The organism is Nonomuraea sp. NPDC050643 (assembly GCF_040654715.1).
Lineage (GTDB): Bacteria > Actinomycetota > Actinomycetes > Streptosporangiales > Streptosporangiaceae > Nonomuraea.
On the sequence record NZ_JBFAIM010000030.1, the window covers coordinates 24488 to 45376 of the forward strand.

Consider the following 20889-nt stretch of genomic DNA (forward strand, 5'->3'; position numbering starts at 1 on the left):
CCACCCTCCCGATGCCCCCGTGCCCACACCCGCTCCATCGGCCCTCCCGCCGCCGGAATCCTTCCGCCCCGCGCCCCTCCTCGGGCTTCCGCGCCCCTTGGCCGCTCCCGCGAAGCTCCCCGCTCCCGCGCCCCTTTCCACCTTCGCGAACCTCTCGCCCGCGAACCGCCCACTCCCGTGCCCTGGGTTCCTTCTGTGCCCGGGATTCGGCGGCCGGGGCATTCCTGTCAGGATGTGGGCCATGGCAGATCAGCTTGAACCCATGCCCGTCGATTGGCGGCGCGCGCTGGCCATCGTGGCCCACCCCGACGACCTCGAGTACGGCTGCGCCTCGGCCGTCGCCACGTGGACCGACGCCGGCCGGGAGGTCTCCTACCTGCTCGTGACCAGGGGCGAGGCCGGCATCGACACGCTGGAGCCCGCCAAGGCCGGCCCGCTCCGCGAACGCGAGGAGCTGGCCGGCGCCGCCGTGGTCGGGGTGCGCACCGTGGAGTTCCTCGACCACGCCGACGGGGTGATCGAGTACGGCACCGCGCTCCGGAGAGACCTGGCCGCCGCCATCCGCCGCCATCGCCCCGAGCTCGTGATCACCCTGAACTTCGACGACACCTGGGGAGGCGTGCACTGGAACACACCCGACCACCGAGCCGTCGGGAGGGCCACGATGGACGCCGTCGGCGACGCCGGGAATCGCTGGATATTTCCGGACACCGAGGCCGGCCCCTGGACGGGCGTCCGCTGGCTCGCCGTGGCCGGCGTCGACTCCCCCACCCATGCCGTGGACGTCACCGACAGCCTGGAGCGCGGCGTACTCTCCCTTCTGGAGCACCGCGCCTACATCGAGGCCCTCACCACGGAGGACCCGGAGACGTACGCCCGCAACCTGATCGAGGGCTACGCGAGAGAGTCGGGAGAGCGCTTCGGCGGCCGCCCGGCCATCACTTTCCGGCTCTATCCCCAATAACTCAACAAAAAGGGAAATATCGGAATCTTCAGCTCATTGCTGGATATTGGACGCATCGTCCACAAACGATCTGCGACGGCCAGAGGAGCTTGCTAGGGTTTCGTGCCCTGCGGTTGATTCTTCCCGCAGGAATGGCCGGTCGGGCGCGCCATGCCCTGCGCCCGGCCGATCCCCCCACTCCGAAAGGTTTCCCCACATGACCAAGTCATGGATCGTGGCCGTCTTGCTCTGCTTCTTCCTCGGCACCTTGGGCATCCACCGCTTCTACGTCGGAAAGATCGGGACGGGCATCCTCATGCTCGTCACCCTCGGCGGCCTCGGCGTCTGGGCGCTGATCGACTTCATCATGATCCTCATCGGCAAGTTCACCGACAAGCAGGGCCAGCCGCTCGCCAAGTAGCGGCCGGCCCGAAAAGCGGTGCACAAGCCCGAAGCGGTGCACAAGACGGATGCGTGAGACGGCGGAGCGGCCCGCGCGACCGCTCCGCCGTCGTCATGATCAGACCTGGGCCCGGCTCTCCACCGCGTTGACGATCTCGGCGATGGCCTGCTCGACCGGCACGCCGTTCTTCTGCTCCCCGTTGCGGTAGCGGAAGGACACCGCGCCGTTGGCGATGTCGTCGTCGCCCGCGAGCAGCATGAACGGCACCTTCGCCTTCTGCGCGTTGCGGATCTTCTTCTGCATGCGGTCGTCGGAGGCGTCGACCTCGATCCGGACGCCCCGCTCGCGCAGCCGCTTGGCGACGTCGTGCAGGTAGGCCGCGTGCGCGTCGGCGATCGGGATGCCGGTCACCTGCACGGGGGCGAGCCAGGGCGGGAAGGCGCCCGCGTAGTGCTCGGTGAGCACGCCGAGGAAGCGCTCGACGGAGCCGAACAGCGCCCGGTGGATCATGACCGGGGTCTGCCTGCTGCCGTCGGCCGCCTGGTATTCGAGCCCGAAGCGCTTGGGCTGGTTGAGGTCGAGCTGGATGGTGGACAACTGCCAGGTGCGGCCGATGGCGTCCTTGGCCTGCACGGAGATCTTCGGCCCGTAGAAGGCGGCGCCGCCCGGGTCGTCGACCAGCGTCAGCCCGGATTCGGTGGCCACCTGGCGCAGCGCCTGCGTGGCCTCCTCCCACTCCGCGGGGTCGCCGATGAACTTCTCGGAGTCGTCGCGGGTGGACAGTTCGAGGTAGAAGTCGGCCAGGCCGAAGTCGCGCAGCACGCTGAGCACGAACCTCAGCAGCGACTTGATCTCATCGGCCATCTGCTCGCGCGTGGTGTAGATGTGCGCGTCGTCCTGCGTCATGCCGCGCACCCGGGTCAGGCCGTGGACCACGCCCGACTTCTCGTAGCGGTAGACGGAGCCGAACTCGCACAGCCGCAGCGGCAGCTCGCGGTAGGAGCGCCCGCGCGCCCTGAAGATCAGGTTGTGCATCGGGCAGTTCATCGGCTTGACGCGGTATTCGATGCCCTCGAGCTCGAACGCCGGGAACATGTCGTCGGCATACCAGGGCAGGTGGCCCGAGGTCTCGAACAGCGACGACTTGGTGATGTGCGGGGTGTTGACGAACTCGTAGCCCGCCTCCGCCTGCCGCCTGCGCATGTAGTCTTCCATCTCCTTGCGGATGATCCCGCCCTTGGGATGGAAGATGGGCAGGCCGCTGCCCAACTCTGGAGGGAAGCTGAACAGGTCGAGCTCCACGCCCAGCTTGCGGTGGTCGCGCTTCTCGGCCTCCTCCAGCAGCTTGAGGTATTCGTCCTGCTTGTCGCGGGACTCCCACGCGGTGCCGTAGATGCGCTGAAGCTGCGGGTTCTTCTCGCTGCCCCGCCAGTAGGCGCCGCCGGAGCGCATGAGCTTGAACGCCGGGATGGAGCGGGTGGAGGGCACGTGCGGGCCGCGGCACAGGTCCTTCCAGCACAGCTCGCCGGTCTTGGCGTCGAGGTTGTCGTAGATGGTGAGCTGCCCGGCCCCCACCTCGACCGACTCCTCCTCATCGGCGCCGCCCTTGAGCCCGATCAGCTCCAGCTTGTACGGCTCCGCCGCCAGCTCCGCGCGAGCCTCCTCGTCGGAGACGGGCCGGCGGGAGAAGAGCTGCCCCTGCTTGACGATCTCCCGCATGCGCTTCTCGACGCGCTTGAGGTCGTCGGGGTTGAACGCCTGCTCGACGTCGAAGTCGTAGTAGAACCCGTTGTCGACGGGCGGCCCGATGCCCAGCTTGGCCGCGGGGAACAGCTCCTGCACCGCCTGCGCCATGACATGGGCGGTGGAGTGGCGGACGATGGCCCGCCCCTCGTCGCTGGAGATCTCGATCGGCTCGACCGCGTCGTCCTGGGCCAGGGGGTGGGCCAGGTCGCGCGGCTCACCGTTGACCCTGGCCGCGATGACCGTGCGGCCGTCGGCCTCGAGCGCCTCTCCGGCCGTCGTGCCGGCCGCGACCACACGCTCGGCTCCGGCGAGGGTGATGCGTAGCTCGGCTGACACGGTGACTCCCTTGGATCGCGCCCGATGCCCGGCACCGGGGCAGCTTCGATAGAGAACACCGATGCTATCGCGGGTGAAACCCCAGCTTTGTCAGCTCCTGCCGGGTGCCGTGGAAGAGGTTGCGGTCGATCGGGCTGTTGGCGTACTGGTGGATGGTCCACTCGCCCCAGGGCCTCGGCACCGGTGGGCGTCCGCGCGGGCTCTCCGGGCTGGCGACCCACAGGGGATATTCGGCCAGCCCGGCGCAGTGCCCGCCGTTCGCGAACGCCTGGAAGGTGTAGATGAACGGCCGCACGCCGCCGTGGCGCTCGACGTGGTGGCACCAGCGGCGGGCGTAGCGGGCGACCCGCTCGGGCCGCAGGCCGTCGTTGGTCTCCAGGTCGAGCGCGATCAGGTCGCCGCGGCGCAGGCCGCCGGCGGACCTGATCACGTTCAGGAAGTGGCGCGCCTGCGCGATGGGGTCGCCCTTGGGCCTGGCGAAGTGGTAGGCCCCGCAGACGATCCAGCTCTCGCGCATGCCGTTCCAGTTGCGCGCGAACCATTTGTCGGTGTAGTCGCCGCCCTCGGTGGCCTTGGCGAACGCGAAGGCCACTCCGGCCTCCGCGTGGTCGGCCCAGTCGACGGTGCCCTGCCAGTTCGACACATCTATGCCCTGTAGCAAGCGCTTCACCTTGTCGGAGTGTATTGAGGCGTCTCCTGATCAGCCCTTCGCCGCGCCGATCAGCAGGTTGCTCGTGCGTTCCCGGTTGGCGAACGGCGACCCCACGAAATCGGTGACTCCGGCCTGTCGCAACTCGTCGAGCTTGGCCAGCACCGTGTCCTCGTCGCCGACGATCGCCACGTTGCCGGGGCCGGCCGCGCCCTCCCTGTCGAGCATCGCACGGTAGGAGGGCAGTTTGCCGTAAGCCTTGAAGATCTCGTTGGCGCGCCCGATGGCCGACTCCGGGTCGTCGGTGACGCAGATGGGCAGGGCGCAGACGATCCGGGGCGCCTCGCGGCCGGCCTCGGCGGCGGCGGCGTTGATGGTGGGCACGATGTGCTCGGCCACCGTCTTCGGGCCGGTCATCCACAGCACGGTGCCGTCGGCCTTGGTGCCGGCGAGCTTGAGCAGGCGCGGGCCGAGCGCGGCCACCAGCACGGGGAAGCCGGCGCCGGGCGTGGTCAGGCGCAGGTCGGCCTTGACCGTCTCGCCCTCGAACTTGACCTCCTCGCCCCTGGAGGCCGGGATGAGGACGTCGAGGTACTCCTTCATGTGCCGGCCGGGCCGCTCGAAGCTGTAGCCGAACATGTCCTCGATGACGATCTTGTGGGACAGGCCGATGCCGAGCGCGAACCGGCCGCCGAGCGCGGCGTTGGCGGTCATGGCCTGCTGGGCGAGGACGGCCGGATGGCGGGGGTAGGTCGGCACCACGGCGGTGCCGAGCTCGATGGCGGGGCCCTGGGCGCCGGCCGCGGCCAGGGCGGTGATGGCGTCGAGGCCGAAGATGTTGGAGAGCCAGGCGGAGCTGAAGCCGTCGGCGGCGGCCTTGGTGATCTGGTCGCGCAGGCCGCCGATGGCGTCGCCGTCCTGAGGCTCGACCAGGAAATATCCGTAACGCATGAACAGAACTCCATTCTAGTGACTGACGGCAAGTATCTGCCCACGCCGTCCTGAGGTCACCCCTGACCGGGGACCCCATTTGTAAAGTGGCCTCCATGACCCACGAACGCGCGGGACAGCCCGCCCAGCCCGCCGATCTCGTCGACGTCGCCAAGCTCGTGACGGCCTATTACGCGCTGCACCCCGACCCGGGCGAGGTGGGTCAGCGGGTGGCGTTCGGCACGTCGGGGCACCGGGGGTCGTCGTCGGCGACGGCGTTCAACGAGGACCACATCCTGGCCACGAGCCAGGCGATCTGCGAATACCGGCAGGCGCAGGGCACCGACGGGCCGTTGTTCCTCGGCATCGACACGCACGCGCTGTCGGAGCCGGCGCGGGTGTCGGCGCTGGAGGTCCTGGCGGCCAACGGGGTCGACGTGCTGATCGACACGCGCGACGGCTACACGCCGACGCCCGGGGTCTCGCACGCCATCCTCCGGCACAACCGGGGCCGCTCGACCGGCCTCGCCGACGGCGTCGTGATCACGCCGTCGCACAACCCGCCGGCCGACGGCGGGTTCAAGTACAACCCGCCGCACGGCGGGCCCGCCGACACCGACGCCACCTCGTGGATCCAGGACCGCGCCAACCGGCTGCTGCAGAACGGGCTGAAGGGCGTGCGGCGGGTCCCGTACGCGACGGCCGTGGCCAAGGCCGGGCGTTACGACTTCCTCGGGACGTACGTGGACGACCTGCCGTCCGTGGTGGACCTCGACGCGATCCGGTCGGCCGGGGTGCGCATCGGGGCCGATCCGCTGGGCGGGGCGAGCGTGGCGTACTGGGGGGAGATCGCCGAGCGGCACGGGCTGGCGTTGACCGTGGTCAATCCGCTGGTCGATCCGACGTGGCGGTTCATGACGCTCGACTGGGACGGCAAGATCCGGATGGACTGCTCGTCGCCGTACGCGATGGCCTCGCTGATCGCCAACCGCGACACCTACGACGTCGCCACCGGCAACGACGCCGACGCGGACCGGCACGGCGTCGTCACCCCCGACGCCGGCCTCATGAACCCCAACCACTACCTCGCGGTGGCCATCTCCTACCTGTACACGCACCGCGACGGCTGGCCCGCCGACGCCGGGGTGGGCAAGACCATGGTCAGCAGCGGCATCATCGACCGGGTCGCGCAGGCGCTGGGGCGGCGGCTGCACGAGGTCCCCGTGGGATTCAAGTGGTTCGTGCCGGGGCTGCTCGACGGGTCGCTCGGGTTCGGCGGCGAGGAGAGCGCGGGAGCGTCGTTCCTGCGCCGCGACGGCTCGGTGTGGACCACCGACAAGGACGGCATCATCATGGCGCTGCTGGCCTCGGAGATCCTGGCCGTGACCGGCGAGTCGCCGAGCGCCCGCTACCGCGACCTGACCGAGCGGTTCGGCGAGCCCGCGTACGCGCGGGTGGACGCGCCGGCCACGCGCGAGGAGAAGGCCGTGCTGGCGAAGCTGTCGGCCGAGCAGGTGACGGCCTCGACGCTGGCGGGCGAGCCGATCACGACGGTGCAGACGACGGCCCCCGCCAACGGCGCCGCGCTGGGCGGGGTGAAGGTCTCGACGCGGAACGCCTGGTTCGCGGCCCGGCCGTCGGGCACCGAGGACGTCTACAAGATCTACGCCGAGTCCTTCAACGGCCCCGACCACCTGGCCAAGGTGCAGGAGGAGGCCCGCTCGCTGGTGTCGGCCGCCCTGGGCTGAGCGCCCGGGGCGGCCCGGCGCGGTCAGTACCCCAGGTGCCTTCCGCCGTCGCCGACGAGAATCTCCCCCGTCACCATGTCCGCCTCCAGCAGCGCGGTGACCATCTGGGCGATGTGCTCCGGCTGTGCCGTGCGCCGCAGCGGCGCCTTCGTCTTCTCCTTCGCGGCCATCTCGGAGAACACCTGCTCGCCCACCCGGTCGATGTGCCAGCGGGTGGCCACGATGCCGGGCGCGACCGCGTTCACCCTGACCTCGGGGGCGAGCGCCAGCGCCAGGTCCTTGGTGAGCTGGAGGAGGGCGGCCTTGCTGACCCCGTACGCCATGGAGGAGCCGGTGGCGAGCAGTCCGGCGATGGAGGCCACGTTGACGATGGCGCCGCGGGCGGCCTTGAGATCGGGGGCGAAGGCGCGGGCGCAGTAGAAGGCGCCCATGAGGTTGACGCCCATGATGTGCCGCCACACCTCGTCGGTGAGCCCGTCCAGGTCGGGGAAGGGCACCCACTTGGTCGTGCCGGCGTTGCACACCAGGGCGTCGACCCGGCCGTAGTCGGCGCGCACCCGCTCGGCCATCCGGCGTACGGCGGCGTCGTCGGACACGTCGGCGGCCACGGCCTCGGCCTTGCAGCCCAGGCCCTCCAGCCGGGCGACCGTGGCCTGGGCCGCGATGGACGAGCGCGAGTAGTTCACGACCACGGCGGCCGCGCCCTTCCTGGCCAGGCTCTCCGCGACGGCCGCGCCGATGCCGGTGCCGCCGCCGGTGACCACGGCCACCGTGCCGTTGATGTCCATACGCTCACTCCTTCAAGGGGTCCCGCAGCGGGGCGGCCGGTGGGTCGACGGCCGTGATGTCCATGTCCTTGGTCTCGTACGAGGCGTAGAACGCGGCGAACGAGATGACCGCCGTCCCGACGAGGAAGGCCGCCACCAGCCACGGCTCCCCGCCCATCCGCGCCGCCAGCGCCGCCCCGATCAGCGGCGAGAACCCGGCCAGCGCCGCGCCCAGCTCGCGGGAGGCGGCGAACCCGGTGTAGCGCACCCGGGCCCCGAACAGCTCGGCGTAGAACACCGGCTGCACGGCCACCTGCGGCGCGAAGCCGAACGCTCCCATGACCATCATCGCCAGCCACACGAGCCAGGTGCGGCCGGTGTCGACCATGAGGAAGTACGGGAAGGCGTACACGGCCACGAACACCACGCTGAACAGGTTGAGCGGACGCCGGCCTATCCGGTCGGACAGATTGCCGTAGACCGGCTGGAGCACGATGACGGTCAGCCCGAACAGGATCACCCCCAGCAGCGCGGTGCGGTTGGACAGGCCGAGCCGGGTGGTGGCGTACGCGACGCTGAAGGTGGCCAGCGTGTAGACCACGGCGGTGTCGTTGATGTGGGCGCCGACGCCGACGAGGAAGCTGCGCGGGTGGCGGGCGAGCGCGTCCTTGATCGGCAGCCGGACGATCTCGCGGGTGCGCTCCATCTCGCGGAACACCGGCGACTCGGCGACCCGCAGCCGCACGTACAGCGCGACCCCGATGAGCGCGAAGCTCAGCAGGAACGGCACCCGCCAGCCCCAGGAGGTGATGTCCGGCTGCGGCAGGAGCTGGACCAGCAGGAACGCCGAGGTGCCCAGGACGAGCCCGATCTGCACGCCGGTCTGAGCGAAGGAGGCGTAGTAGCCGCGCCGGCCCGGCGGCGCGTGCTCGGCCAGCAGCGTCGCCGCGCCGCCGAACTCGGCGCCCGCGCCGAGACCCTGGCACACGCGCAGCAGCGTGAGCAGGATCGGCGCCCAGACGCCGATGGCGGGATAGGTGGGCAGCAGGCCGATCAGCCCCGTGGACACGCCCATGATGACGGTGGTGATGATCAGGGTGGAACGGCGGCCGATCCGGTCGCCGAGGTGGCCGAACAGGATCCCGCCGAACGGCCGGACCACGAACCCCACGCCGAACGTGGCGAACGCCGCGATCGTGCCGGCGGCCGGGTCGGCGTCGGTGAAGAACAGGCGGTTGAAGACGAGGGCGGCGGCGGTGCCGTAGATGAAGAAGTCGTACCACTCCAGGGCGGTGCCGACGAGGGCGCCCGCGACGACGCGGCGTAATTCAGGGGTAGCGGACATCTAACCTCCCGGTGGCGTGTCGGGCCACGGAACGCCGAGCCTCGAGGCGAGCACGCCGAGCTCCGCCCACACCGGGGCGGGCACGGGGATCCCCTCCTTCAGGTGGGCCTCGCGCGCCGCCGCCTCGGGCTCTCCGGGCACGAGCACCCCGGGGCCGGAGGCGCGCAGGGCCTCGCAGCAGGATTCGACCTGGGCGATGTAGCTCTCCAAGGGGACGAACGCGGTGATGTCCACCGCGGTGATCACCGTGCCGAACGTGCCGTCGTACTCGGGCGAGCAGGCGGTGCCGGTGCCCGTGAGCAGGCCGCCGACCAGCTCGATCAGGACGCTCAGGCCGTAACCCTTGTGGCCGCCGAACGGCAGCAGCGCCCCGCCCCGGTAGAAGTCGGCCGGGTCGGTGGAGGCGCGGCCCTCGGCGTCGACGAGCACCCCTTCGGGGGCCGGGGAGCCCGCGGCCAGCAGCAGGCCCAGCTTGCCCTCGGCCATGGCGGCGGTCGCCCAGTCCATGACCACGGCCGCGCCGCCCGCTCGCGGCACGGCCCAAGCCATCGGGTTGGTGCCGAGCATCCTGCGCCGCCCGCCGTACGGGGCCACGGTCGGGTCCGCGTTGCCGACGACCTGGGCGATCAGGCCGGAGGCCGCCAGCGTCCCGGCGTACTCGCCGAGCCTGCCGACGTGGTTGCACTCGCGGACGGCGACCACGGCCACGCCGTGCGCGGCGGCCAGCCGGGCCGCCTCGGCGGTGGCCAGCCGGGCGGCGGCCTGCCCGAAGCCGCGCCGCCCCGACACGACGGCGCTCGCGCCGCGGCGCGAGACGACCTCGGGGCGCGCGTCCGGCAGGATCGCCCCGGCCTCGATCCGGTCGAGGTACGGCCTGATCCGCCGCACGCCGTGGGAGCCGTGCCCGGCGAGGTCGGCCTCCACCAGCGACTCGGCGACCGTCGCCGCCAGGTCGGGCGGGACGCGGGCGGCGGCCAGGAGGTCACGGGCGAGTTCACGGAGGTGGCCGGCGGTGAGCAGACGGGGGGATGCGTTCACGGTGACCTGTCTCGCTTCGGCAGGACTGCGTTCCGTGTGCGCGCTTATGCCCAGTTCGCGGTCGTCGAAACGGACCTCCGGAAAGGGCTTACCTGAGTTCGGGGGCCGTCGCGGTGGCCATCCCCGTACGGCCGAGGTCGGCTCTGCGGCCTGCGGCGACGCCGTCGCGGTAGCCGGTGCCGCTGGTGGTGGGCACGCTGAGGCGGATCTTCGGGTAGTGGACGCTGACCGCCCGCTCGACCTCGGCGCGGCGGTCGGCCAGGACGAGCGCGGAGCCCGTGGCGGCCGACTCGGCCTCGGCCCGGGACTCCGCCGCGCACAGCAGCCGGTAGACCTCGTCGGTGAACCCCAGCAGCCACGACCGGCGGTAGGCCCGCACGGCCGTGACGTCGTGGGGGGGCTCCACCCGGGCCAGGCCCGAGGCCATCTGCAGCAGCAGCGAGGTGGCCAGCAGGTCGGCGCGCTCCAGGTCGGCCGCGAACCCGAACACGTGCACCCGCTGCCCGCCGTCGCCCCGGCCGATCAGCAGGGGGCGGCAGCGCACCGCCTGGGCGACCAGGCTGACGAGGCGGGCCTTCTCCCTGGCCCAGGGGTTGGGCAGGGTGACGATCCGGTCGCCGGGCGTCTGGCGGGTGCCGGCGGGAGGCAGGGAGTCGATGCCGTATTTGGCCATGAGCGCCGACGCGGCGGCCATGAACGTCGCCCGCTCGTGCTCGTTGTCCGTCCGTTCGGCCTTGGCCAGGAGTTTCCTGACGCGCTCGAGCGTACGCTCCCGCAACCGTGCTCCCCCTAGGACTTGCTGGTCAGCACCCGCCCGTCGTCGGCGATGGCGGGGAAGGCGCCGGTGTCCACGATGCCGTGCTGCTGGTACAGCGCCTCGATGAGCGCGTGTGCCTGCGGCTCCAGCTTCCACAGGGCACGATACTCGCGGGCCGTGGACAGCGGGATGCCGATCTCCTGGGCGATGTCCACCGTGCGCGGCACGATGCCCTTGGCGATCTGCCGGTCCCAGAACTCGCGGGCGGAGCGCATGCGGGCGGCGCGCTCGGCGGTGCTGACCACCTGCGGGGTGGTGTCGAGCACGTCGAAGTCCTCGTCGTCGTCGGAGACGAGTTCGGCCAGCGCGGGCGGCAGTGCGGGGCGGGCGGGCACCGGGTGGTGGTCGGCCGTGGGCTCCCAGGGGACGCGGGGGTCGGCGTCGATGAGCGCGGAGGTGTTGTACAGGGCGGCGATCTGCGCCAGCAGCGCCTCCTGGCGGGACTGGTCCACGGCCAGCCCGGTGTGCTCGACGGCCTGGTCCATGGCCTTGTCGAGCTTGGCCAGGGCGGTGCGCATCTTCCGCTCGGACGCGCCGCCCTCGCGCAGCGCCTTGGCGCGCTTGGCGGCCAGGGCGACGCGGGTCAGCCTGCGGTGCGCGTCGACCTCGCTGGCCGTACGGTCGCTGACCTCGGCCAGCCCCATCCTGACCATCAGCCGCTCGGGCGTCAGCCGCCAGTTGATGCGGCCGGTGCCGCGGATGCGGTGCCGCTCGATGGCCATGCCCCGCTCCCACAGCCAGGCGGCGACCAGCGGGGCGGCCAGCCTGAAGACGGCCTCGGGCAGGCTGCGCGCGTCCATGCTGGACAGCACGGCGGTCAGGCAGGTCAGCGCCCACACGGCGATGCCGTCGATGCCGGCGGAGAAGTTCTCGCGCATGTTGCGGCGGGCACGGACGGCGGAGGTGATGATCGCGACTTCGATGAAGGCGAACAGCAGTAACCGGAGCGGACCGTCGAGGCCCAGGACGTCTCCGGAGAATCGCCACATGCCCTGCGCGGACACGCCCGTGGCGATGGAGGCGGCCACCACGGTCAGCACGTCTTCGACGGGACGTGGGGCGATGTACCTGGTGAAGACCCAGGTGATGACGCGCCAGGCGACCCTGAGCACCAGGAACGCCAGCACCAGCCCGATGACGCTCAGCAACGCGATGACAGCGGTGGCGAGGGGCTTCTCGGTTACGAAGGCTGTTATTTCCTCAAATGTCGGCATCAGTCACTATCCGTGATGGCTCAAACTCCGGCTCTATGCGACGAGATCATCGCAGAATGTCGCCATCTTGTACGCCAAACGGCGGCTGCTGCCCCATTTTGCCCAGCTTTAACAGCAGTTCGGAGGCCTTGTAAGGGGTGTGTATCAGACCGGTCACGGACGCGCTCCGCGGCTACAGGGGGTCCGGCCTCAAGGAGGTCAGGGAGGGGCTCATGAAGATCTTCGGCCGTGAACCGGCACTCGTCCTCGGCTTGGTGAGCGCGGGACTGCAGATGCTGACCGCACTCTTCCTGCCGCTGACCACCGTGCAGGTGGCGGCGATCAACTCGATCGCGGCGGCGGGACTGGGCGTGTGGACGGCCTTCGCGACGCGCGGCCTGGACGGGGGAAGGTCCATCAAGGCGGCGGCCCTGGGCTTCGTCCAGGCGGCGATCACACTGGGGCTGGTGTTCGGGCTCTCGCTCACGGAGCAGCAGACGGCGTCCGTCATGGCGTTCGCGGCGCTCCTGGGCGCGTTCCTCGTCCGCCAGGTCTCGACACCGGCGGCGACACCCGCGGCGGCACAGTCCGCCACTCCGGTGGCGCCGGTCGCCGCACCGGCGGGGCAGCCGGCGGGGCAGCCGGCGGGGCCGTCCACGGCGTGAGGGCTCATGCCGTCTTGGTGACAGCCGTGATTCGGGCTGGCCGCGTCCTGGGGCCGGGCGCACAATGGGACGCGAGGAGGGGATTGTGAGCAAGCGATCGCGTAGACGCCGTGCTCTCACCAGCGGCGCGTCCGCCTGGCCGCCCGGGTTCGGGCCCGGGGAGCCGCACGGGCCCCAGGGCGACGACTTCCCGTTCGGCGATCCGTCGGCGGGCGGGGGCGGGGTGCGGGAGCCGCGCAGGCCCAAGCCCGCCCCGCCGGCCCTGTCGGCTGAGGCGCCGCTGCCCGAGCCGCTGATCTACGCCCACGACCGGACCGAGCCTCCGCCCGGAGAGGTGACCAGGGCGGTCGCCGTTCCCTAGAGTGACGCCCAAGGGTGATGCCAAGAGTGACGAACGGCCGACACACGGCTACGGAGCGTCAGATAGCCGGTGGAGGCAGCGGTAAATTCGTCCTTTCGGAGGGCAACATTCACCTGCCTGGGTGGGACCATCTATGCAGGGATTTATCCCAACATGGTGCGATGTATCCCAGCAGGACGGATATCGATGTCAGACACAGAAGAGTTCCCGCTCGTCCAGTTCATGCGGGACGAATTCGACCCCGTGGACGAGCTCGGGCGCATCCGGGCCGAGCAGCCGGTCTTCCCGATGGAGATCCCCGGCGGCCAGACCGTGTACCTGGTCACCCGCTGGGAAGACGTGCGCAGCGTGCTCGGCGACCATGAGCGCTTCAGCAACGACTTCGCCGGCGTGATCGGGCTCGGCTCCAACCAGGAGGACCCGGGCGGCCTGGGGTTCCGTGACCCGCCCGAGCACACGCGGTTGCGCAAGTACCTCACGCCCGAGTTCACCATGCGCCGCCTGCGCAGGCTGGAGCCGCGGATCGAGGCCATGGTCGAGGAGCACCTGGACCGGATCGAGGCCAAGGGCGCCGAGGGCATGCCGGTGGACCTGGTCGAGGAGTTCGCGCTGCCGATCCCTTCACTGGTGGTGTGCGAGCTGCTGGGCGTCCCGTACGAGGAGCGCTCCGACTTCGTGAAGATCAGCAAGGACCGCTTCGACTTCACGGCCGGCCCCGAGGCGTCACTGCAGGCCATCAACGACGCGATGGCGTACCTGACGGACCTGGTGGCCAGGGAGCGGAAGAGCCCCGGTGAGGGGCTGCTCGGGCAGTTGCTGCGCGAGCACGGTGACGAGCTCGACGACCGCACGCTCGCCAGCATGGCCGACGGCCTGCTGACCGGCGGGCACGACACCAGCACCAGCATGCTCTCCCTCGGCACCCTGTGGCTGCTGCGCAACCCCGAAGAGGCCGCGAAGGTGCGCGAGGTCGACGGCTACGTCAACGACGTGGTCGAGGAGCTGCTGCGGTACATGACGGTCGTGCAGGTCGCCTTCCCGCGCTTCGCCCGTGACGACATGGAGCTGCACGGCGTGCCGATCAAGAAGGGCGAGATGGTGCTGTGCTCGCTGACCGGCGCCAACCGCGACCCCGCGCTCGGCGAGGACATGGACACGGTGCGGCCCGGCCGGGAGATCGCCGGCTCGCACATGGCGTTCGGCCACGGCATCCACCGCTGCATCGGCGCCCCGCTCGCGCAGATGGAGATGCGCATCGCCTTCCGCGCGCTGCTGCGCCGCTTTCCCGCTCTGCGGGTCGAGGGCGAGGTGCCGTTCAGGGAACTCGCTATTGTCTACGGCGTCAAAGAGCTACCCGTCGCCTGGTAGAGCGGTTACGTTCGCAATGTGAACGAGCCCGTCATCGACCTGACCGCGATCAGCGCCGTCGTGTTCGCCACCGACGGCGTGGTCACCGACACCGCTCGGGGGCACGCGGCCGCCTGGAAGCACGTCTTCGACGCGTTCCTGCGCGGCCGCTCGACGCCGTTCGACATCCGCGACGACTACCTGCGGCATGTGGACGGGCGGCCTCGCCTCGACGGCATCCGCACCTTCCTGGCCGCGCGCGGCCTCACGGTGCCCGAGGGCTCGCCCGACGACGAGCCGGGCGCGCCGACCGTGCACGGGCTGGGCCTGGCCAAGGACCGGCTCTTCGTGGAGCAGGTGGACAAGTACGGCGTGGCCGCGTTCCCGTCCACGGTGGCGCTGCTGCACGAGCTGCGGCGGCGCGGTTGCCGTACGGCGGCCGTCTCCGCCAGCCTGCACGGCCGCAAGCTGGTCGGCTCGGCGGGGGTCATGCACCTGTTCGACCTGATGGTGGACGGCAACGACGCCGCGCTGATGAACCTGCCCGGCACGCCCGACCCCGCGCTCTTCACCGAGGCGGCGCGCCGGCTCGACCTGCCCGCCGTCAAGGTCGCGGTGGTGGTGTCGGCCCTGCCCGGCGTCGAGGCGGGCGAGAAGGGCGGCTTCGGGCTCGTGGTCGCGCTGGGCGAGAACGGCGAGCTGCGGGCGCGGGGGGCGCACCTCGTGCTGCCCGACCTGGGCGAGCTGAGCGTGCGGGGCAGGGTCCTACCCTTGACGACGTGACCGTTCTCATCGACCCGCCCAACTGGCCGGGGCCGCGCGGCCTGATGTGGTCGCACCTCGTCAGCGACAGCTCGCTGGAGGAGCTGCACGACTTCGCCGTACGTCTCGGGGTGCCGCACCGGGCGTTCGACCGCGATCACTACGACGTGCCGGAGACCGTGCACGCGCGGGCGGTGGCCCTGGGGGCGCAGGCGGTCAGCTCGCGCGAGCTGCTGAGCCGGCTCATCTCGGCGGGCCTGCGCCGCCGCAAGCGCCACCAGCCCTGACCGCCCGTGCTCATTCCAGTGCTCCATCCCTGTGCACCGTCGCCTACGCGCTCCCCGAGCCGGCCTGCGCCGAGGTCAGCGCGGCCAGTTCGGCCGTCATGTTGGCGCGGGCGGGTTGCTCCCACAGCTCGCGTGCCTGCCGGGTGCGGTAGAGGGGCGCGGTGGCCAGCAGGCGGCGCAGGACCTGGGCGCGTCCCGTCCTGAAGAGCTCGTCGGGTACGTGGGCGTACTCCTGGCGGATCCGGGCCGCGTAGTCGTCGTATCCGGGGCTGCCGAGCACGGCCAGGTCGGCGTCGCACAGGACGGCGCCGTCGCGGTCGCCCGGCCGGAGGGTGTCGTGGGCGGCGGTGAGGCGGACCAGCCGGGCGACCTCGGCGACCCGGGAGGCCGGCACCCCGCATCGGGCGAGCGCGGACTGGGCGAGCTGGGCGCTGCGCTCCTCGTCCCAGCCCGGCCTGCCGTCGTAGACCGCGTCGTGGAACCAGGCCGCGAGCCGTACGGCGGTCGCGTCCCCGGCCTCGGCGGCGAGCCGGTCGACGGCGGCCAGGACAGCGGACAGGTGGGCAGGCGTGTGGTAGCGGCGGTGGGGCTCGGACCAGCGGGCGACCAGCTCGGCGCGGACGGCCAGGGAGGCGGGCGAGTCACCCGCCAGCTCGGCCCAGCGGCGCGGCGCGGTCGGCCCGTCGGGCGGCACGGTACGGTCGTCGATCACCCACCCACCGTACTCAGGCCGCCCGTTTGGTACCGTCCTGGACATCGACACCACACCCGAAGAGCCCCGGCGCCTGCCCCGATGGCGGGAGGTGCGGGCCGTCATGCCCCGGCGGCCCCATCTGTCCATGGCGGCCAGGGTCGCCGCCGCCTCCGACGTCGCCGACCTGCGGCGGCTGGCCAGGAAACGGGCGCCGCACATGGTCTTCGACTACGTGGACGGCGCGGCCGAGGGCGAGCTGTCGATGGCCCGGGCCGTGGCAGCGTTCGACCGGGTGGAGTTCACTCCCCGCGTGCTGCGCAACGTCTCCGAGGCGCCGACCGAGGTCGAGATCCTGGGGCGGCGCATCGCGATGCCGGTCGTGCTCGGCCCGACCGGGTTCACGCGGATGATGCACCGCGAGGGTGAGCGCGCCGTGGCGCGGGCCGCCGCGCGAGCGGGGATCCCGTACACGCTGTCCACCATGGGCACCACGACGGCGGGAGACGTGGCCGCGGCGGCGCCGGACGGCTGGAACTGGTTCCAACTCTACGTGGTCCGCGACCGCGCCCGCAGCCTGGAGATGCTGTCGCTGGCCGCGGACGCCGGCATGGACGTGCTGGTGGTGACCGTGGACGTGCCGGTCGCGGGGGCGCGGCTGCGCGACGTGCGGCACGGGCTGACGATCCCGCCGTCCCTGCGCTGGCGCAGCGCGCTGCAGGCGCTGCGGCACCCGGCGTGGTGGTTCGACTTCCTCACCAGCGAGCCGCTCAGGTTCGCCACCGTGGACGGCGCGCCCGGCGACCTGGCGGGGATCACGAACATGATGTTCGACCCCTCGGTGACGGTCGCCGACCTGGAGTGGATCAGGTCGGCCTGGCAGGGGCGGCTGCTGGTCAAGGGCGTGCAGCGGGTGGACGACGCGAAAGACCTGGCCGCCGTCGGCGTGGACGGGATCGTGGTGTCCAACCACGGCGGACGGCAGCTCGACCGCTCCCCCACCCCGCTGGAGCTGCTGCCCTCGGTGGTGGACGCCGTGGGCGACCGCACCGAGGTGTTCCTCGACGGCGGCGTCAGGAGCGGGGCCGACGTCGCCGCCGCGGTCGCGCTGGGCGCCAGGGCCTGCTTCGTCGGCCGGGCCTACCTGTACGGGCTGATGGCCGGAGGCGAGCCCGGGGTGCGGCGGGTGCTGGACCTGCTGCACACCGAGCTCGTCCGTACCACGCAGTTGCTGGGGGTGCCCGGCGTCGGCGGGCTGAGCCCCGACGTCGTGCGCCTGCGTTAGGAAGGGCGCCGCTCCAGGGAAGCGCCGTGCTAAGGGAAGCGCCGTGCTAAGGGAAGGTCACCACCTTCACCGGGATCGTGGCCGTGCCCTGGGCCGGGCCGCCCGTGCCGTTGATGACGTGCGCGATCGTGCCGTTGCCCCCGAGCGAGACCGTGAGCAGGTCATGGAAGCGCACGTTCGGGTTGACCGGCGTCTCGAAGCCGCGCTCGGCCACGACGCTCGGATTCACGTTGAAGTAGCAGTACGCCCCCAGCCCCCACGCCTCGTGCGAGGTGACCGAGTCGGCGACCTTGTAGGAGGCGTAACCCCGGGTGGAGCCGTTCATCCAGGCGGCCTGGTCGGGCGGGTCGTACGGCATCTCGTTCTGGAAGAAGATCGTCCGCCCGCGCTGCCCGTTCCAGATGACCTGGTACTTCTGGTAGTGCTCGACGAACAGCCCGTACGCGGTGACGTCGTCGCCGTTGACGATCAGCCCGGTGTCGGCGGTGTTGACGTTCCAGCCGATGCCGGAGCCGTGGTCGCCGCGCCAGGCCCAGATGTGGTCGATGATCGTGTGGTCGCTGTTGACGACGAGGCTGGTCGTGGCCTTGCCCGCGTGGGCGCCGCCGATGCGGAAGAAGACGTCCTGGATCGAGATGGGGTTGGCCGCGTGCGAGGCGCCGGAGCCGGCCGGGCCGACCTCCATGAGGATCGGCGAGTTGACGGGCCCGGCGTCGAACAGCAGCCCGGCCACCTTGACGCCGTCCACGTCGGCGACCCGCATCGGCATCACGCCGTTGTCGGGGATGATCGTGGCGTAGCCGAGGCCGAGGACGACCGTGTCGGGCCTGGTGACGTTGATGGTCTGGCCGACGTGGTAGATGCCGGGCGTGAACAGCAGGTTCAGGCCGGCGGCGAGGGCGGCGTTGATGGTGGCGGCGGTGTCGGAGGGCTTGGCGACGTAGAAGCGGGTGAGCGGGATCGAGGTGCCGGCGCCGGTCCAGTTCACGCCGCGCGAGTTCTGCCGCAGGGCGGGCACGAAGACCTGGTAGTTCCCGGCGGAGTCCACGTACAGGTAGGGCTTCTCCCTGGTCACGGGGCTGGTGGCGAGCGTCGTGTACGGCGGCTCGGGGAACGACTGCGCGGGCGCGCCGACGACGCCGGAGAAGACCATGTTCCACACGCCGTTGAGCCAGCCGCCGATGTTGCTGTCGCGGGTGAACCACTGCTGCTGCGAGTACGGCTGCACGGTCCCGTCGATCCTGCTGTCGGCGATGTACCCGCCGCTGGCCCAGCCGTACCCGGTGGGCGCCAGGTTGAGGTTGCCCCTGACGTGCATCCGGCGGAACGGCGCCGCCTGCGAGACCGCCCACTGGTTGGTGCCGCCGGGCGGGGTGATCGACAGGTTCTCGGCCGAGCGCCAGAAGTTCTGGGTGGCGTTGCCGCCGAACCAGCCCGCGTCCACCCTGACCTGGCCGTTGATGGTGACGTCGTCGGGGTTGCGGCCCAGGCCCATGATCGAGGTGTAGAAGCCGATGTTCGCGTTGACGTTGTAGCTGCCCGGCTTGAACAGCAGGGCGTGGCGCTGGAGGCCGAACTGGTTGGACTCCATCTGGCCGAACACCGAGTCGAGCGTGGACTGGATGCTCGACGCCGGCATCGACGGGTCGAAGACGTGCACGTTGGGGCCGAGGTCGCCGCCGCCGGGCGGGGCGGACGTGGTGCCGTAGACCTGGAACTCCCAGAGCGAGTAGCCGTAGCCGGTGGCGCGGGTGGTGCCGTGCACGCGGACGTGGCGGCCGCTGCCGGAGACGGTCAGGGTCTGGGTGCCGCCCGGGCCGGTCGCCGTCGAGTAGAGGTCGGTCCAGGCCGAGGCGTTGTCGGAGATCTGAACGCGGAAGGCCGTGGCGTACGCGGCCTCCCAGCGCAGCACCACGCTGGAGACGGTGGCGGTGGCGCCCAGGTCCACCTGGATCCACTGCGGGTCGCTGAACTGGCTGGACCAGCGGGTGCCGGGGTCGCCGTCGACGGCGGCCGAGGCGGGCGTGCCGGCGTTCTCGGTGGACGAGGCGGTCACCGGCCGGCCCTGTGACAGGAGCGGGTCGGCCGCCCGCGCGGGCCCCGCGACCAGGCAGGACAGGATGAGAGTGGCCAATAAGGCCCCGATGAGGGCGGGACTTCGGCGGGGGTGCACTGCTTCTCCTCACGAAGGGGGTGTGTGAGAGAGCGCTCTATCGAGCAGAGCGTGCATGCGCCCGGCACTTATGTCAATGCTTGATTTAACTTCTAGGCAATAGTGGTGACCGACCGGTGTGCCCCCGCGCCCGTGAGGAACGGCTCGATGACCAGCGTGGCCGCGCCCAGCGCCACCGCGTCGGGGCCGAGGCGGCCGAGCACGATCGTCTCCGGCTGGAACGGCTGCGCCTGCGTGCCGGCGGCGGTGGCCCGCCGGATGTCGGCCAGCAGCCGCCCGCCCAGCATGAGGCCGGCCCAGCCCCCGATGACGATGCGCTCGGGGTTGAACAGGTGCACCAGGCTCGACAGGCCCACGCCCAGCAGCTCGACGCTCTCGCCGATCACCGGGGAGCCCTCCTCGAGCAGCCGGGCCAGCGCCGCCTCCTCGTCGGCGGAGTCGGCGACGACGCCCGCGCGGTCGAGGATCGCCTCGGCCCCCAGGTACGCCTCCAGGCACCCCCGCGCGCCGCACCGGCAGGCCCGCCCGCCCGCGATGATCTTCAGATGGCCGACCTCGCCGGCGGCCATGCCCGCGCCCCGGTAGAGGTGGCCGTCGGTGACGATCGCGCCGCCCACTCCCGAGCCCATGAGCACGATGACCGCGTCGCGCGTGCCCTTGCCGGAGCCGAACCAGAGCTCGGCCTGCCCCATCGTCTTGGCGCCGTTGTCCACGAACAGCGGCAGCCCGGTGCCGGCCCGCAGCAGCGCGCCCAGCGGCACCGCCTCCCAGCCGAACGTCTTGGCCCGCACCAGCGCGTCGGGACCCGGCTCGACGATGCCCGGCACGCCGACGCCCACGCCCAGCACCTGCCCGGCGGAGACCTCGCCCTCGGCGATCACCGCGTCGACGCCGGTCAGGATGTGCCGCGCGACCAGCTCGGGGTCGTGCTTGGCCGAGCGGACCGCGTAGTGCGCCCGCGCGCGCACGGTCATGTCCAGGTCGAACAGCTCGACCTTGACCTGGGTCTCGCCCACGTCCACGCCGACGGCGTAGCCGTAGGCCGGGTTGACCTTGAGCAGCACGCGGGGCCGGCCGCCGTCGGAATCGACCTGACCGGCTTCGACGATGACCTGCTCGGCGAGCAGGTCGCCGGTCATGGTGCTGATCGTGGCCGCGCTGAGCCCGGTCTCGGCCGACAGCTCGTTGCGGCTGGCGGGGCCGCCGAAGTAGAGCGCGCGCAGCAGCACCGCCCGGTTCCCCCTGCGAAGATCCCGTACGGTCCTGCGCCCTGACGTGCCCATCCGCGTCCCCGTCCTCTCCCGAATTCGCCGCCATGTTAGTTCACGTCCCGAAAGGCGCCGGGGTCGGCTCGGTGTCGGCGGCGTTACCGAAGCGTTTCCCGGCGAGTCCTGACTTTCTTC

At 71.5% G+C, this 20889-nt stretch carries 20 protein-coding genes; 9 read left to right on the top strand and 11 right to left on the bottom strand.

Annotated elements, in window-relative coordinates; translation table 11 throughout:
* Positions 1–241: 241 nt before the first annotated feature.
* Together AB0I15_RS34100 and AB0I15_RS34105 are read left to right on the top strand one after the other, a co-directional pair.
* Complete coding sequence (locus AB0I15_RS34100) at positions 242–964, top strand: PIG-L deacetylase family protein (RefSeq protein ID WP_358104554.1); 723 nt, start codon at positions 242–244, stop codon at positions 962–964.
* 196 nt (positions 965–1160) lie between these two features.
* The gene (locus AB0I15_RS34105; protein ID WP_358104557.1) at positions 1161–1364 is read left to right on the top strand and encodes a TM2 domain-containing protein; all 204 of its coding nucleotides are present in this window, start codon (positions 1161–1163) and stop codon (positions 1362–1364) included.
* Between the two features lie 99 nt (positions 1365–1463).
* Here the strand turns inward: AB0I15_RS34105 and thrS are convergent, their stop codons facing one another.
* The 3 genes from thrS to AB0I15_RS34120 all read right to left on the bottom strand — a co-directional run bounded on the left by thrS (position 1464) and on the right by AB0I15_RS34120 (position 5028).
* The gene (gene thrS / locus AB0I15_RS34110; RefSeq protein WP_358104560.1) at positions 1464–3428 is read right to left on the bottom strand and encodes a threonine--tRNA ligase; all 1965 of its coding nucleotides are present in this window, start codon (positions 3426–3428) and stop codon (positions 1464–1466) included.
* A 64-nt stretch (positions 3429–3492) separates the two neighbouring features.
* Positions 3493–4098: a GH25 family lysozyme gene (locus tag AB0I15_RS34115; RefSeq protein WP_358104564.1), complete on the bottom strand. Its 606-nt coding sequence runs from the start codon at positions 4096–4098 to the stop codon at positions 3493–3495.
* A 30-nt stretch (positions 4099–4128) separates the two neighbouring features.
* Positions 4129–5028: a TIGR03564 family F420-dependent LLM class oxidoreductase gene (locus tag AB0I15_RS34120; RefSeq protein WP_358104567.1), complete on the bottom strand. Its 900-nt coding sequence runs from the start codon at positions 5026–5028 to the stop codon at positions 4129–4131.
* 95 nt (positions 5029–5123) lie between these two features.
* Here AB0I15_RS34120 and pgm point away from each other — a divergent pair, with 95 nt between their 5' ends.
* Positions 5124–6755 (top strand): phosphoglucomutase (alpha-D-glucose-1,6-bisphosphate-dependent), encoded by a 1632-nt coding sequence (gene pgm, locus AB0I15_RS34125; protein WP_358104570.1) that lies wholly within the window; start codon positions 5124–5126, stop codon positions 6753–6755.
* A gap of 23 nt (positions 6756–6778) precedes the next feature.
* Here the strand turns inward: pgm and AB0I15_RS34130 are convergent, their stop codons facing one another.
* From AB0I15_RS34130 to AB0I15_RS34150, 5 genes are all read right to left on the bottom strand, one after another.
* Positions 6779–7543 carry an SDR family oxidoreductase gene (locus tag AB0I15_RS34130; protein ID WP_358104573.1) on the bottom strand — a complete coding sequence of 255 codons (765 nt, stop codon included), beginning with the start codon at positions 7541–7543 and terminating at the stop codon, positions 6779–6781.
* Positions 7544–7547: 4 nt separating this feature from the next.
* Entirely contained in the window at positions 7548–8867 is a 1320-nt protein-coding gene (locus tag AB0I15_RS34135) for an MFS transporter (protein ID WP_358104576.1), read from the bottom strand.
* Positions 8868–9905: an Ldh family oxidoreductase gene (locus AB0I15_RS34140; RefSeq protein ID WP_358104579.1), complete on the bottom strand. Its 1038-nt coding sequence runs from the start codon at positions 9903–9905 to the stop codon at positions 8868–8870. It lies immediately after the preceding gene.
* Between the two features lie 88 nt (positions 9906–9993).
* Positions 9994–10683 (bottom strand): DUF2786 domain-containing protein, encoded by a 690-nt coding sequence (locus tag AB0I15_RS34145; RefSeq protein ID WP_358104582.1) that lies wholly within the window; start codon positions 10681–10683, stop codon positions 9994–9996.
* A gap of 11 nt (positions 10684–10694) precedes the next feature.
* Complete coding sequence (locus tag AB0I15_RS34150; protein ID WP_358104585.1) at positions 10695–11936, bottom strand: hypothetical protein; 1242 nt, start codon at positions 11934–11936, stop codon at positions 10695–10697.
* 212 nt (positions 11937–12148) lie between these two features.
* Between AB0I15_RS34150 and AB0I15_RS34155 the strand changes: the two genes are divergently transcribed.
* From AB0I15_RS34155 to AB0I15_RS34175, 5 genes are all read left to right on the top strand, one after another.
* Positions 12149–12580, top strand: coding sequence for a hypothetical protein (locus AB0I15_RS34155; RefSeq protein ID WP_358104588.1), 432 nt, complete (start codon positions 12149–12151; stop codon positions 12578–12580).
* A gap of 85 nt (positions 12581–12665) precedes the next feature.
* Positions 12666–12941: a hypothetical protein gene (locus AB0I15_RS34160; RefSeq protein ID WP_358104591.1), complete on the top strand. Its 276-nt coding sequence runs from the start codon at positions 12666–12668 to the stop codon at positions 12939–12941.
* 186 nt (positions 12942–13127) lie between these two features.
* Positions 13128–14309 (top strand): cytochrome P450, encoded by a 1182-nt coding sequence (locus AB0I15_RS34165; protein WP_358104594.1) that lies wholly within the window; start codon positions 13128–13130, stop codon positions 14307–14309.
* An 18-nt stretch (positions 14310–14327) separates the two neighbouring features.
* On the top strand, positions 14328–15071 hold the full coding sequence (locus AB0I15_RS34170; RefSeq protein ID WP_358104597.1) for an HAD family hydrolase: 744 nt from the start codon (positions 14328–14330) through the stop codon (positions 15069–15071).
* Complete coding sequence (locus AB0I15_RS34175; RefSeq protein ID WP_358104600.1) at positions 15068–15337, top strand: DUF4031 domain-containing protein; 270 nt, start codon at positions 15068–15070, stop codon at positions 15335–15337. Before AB0I15_RS34170 ends, AB0I15_RS34175 begins: the two co-directional genes overlap by 4 nt.
* A 43-nt stretch (positions 15338–15380) precedes the next feature.
* Here AB0I15_RS34175 and AB0I15_RS34180 read toward each other — a convergent pair whose 3' ends face one another.
* Complete coding sequence (locus AB0I15_RS34180) at positions 15381–16049, bottom strand: metal-dependent phosphohydrolase (protein ID WP_358104603.1); 669 nt, start codon at positions 16047–16049, stop codon at positions 15381–15383.
* Between the two features lie 103 nt (positions 16050–16152).
* Here AB0I15_RS34180 and AB0I15_RS34185 point away from each other — a divergent pair, with 103 nt between their 5' ends.
* Positions 16153–17313: an alpha-hydroxy acid oxidase gene (locus AB0I15_RS34185; RefSeq protein WP_358104606.1), complete on the top strand. Its 1161-nt coding sequence runs from the start codon at positions 16153–16155 to the stop codon at positions 17311–17313.
* Between the two features lie 46 nt (positions 17314–17359).
* On the opposite strand, the gene AB0I15_RS34190 is transcribed toward AB0I15_RS34185, so the two are convergent.
* Both AB0I15_RS34190 and AB0I15_RS34195 read right to left on the bottom strand, forming a co-directional pair.
* Complete coding sequence (locus AB0I15_RS34190; protein ID WP_358104609.1) at positions 17360–19447, bottom strand: discoidin domain-containing protein; 2088 nt, start codon at positions 19445–19447, stop codon at positions 17360–17362.
* 131 nt (positions 19448–19578) lie between these two features.
* Positions 19579–20769: an ROK family protein gene (locus AB0I15_RS34195; RefSeq protein ID WP_358104612.1), complete on the bottom strand. Its 1191-nt coding sequence runs from the start codon at positions 20767–20769 to the stop codon at positions 19579–19581.
* Positions 20770–20889 lie beyond the last annotated feature (120 nt).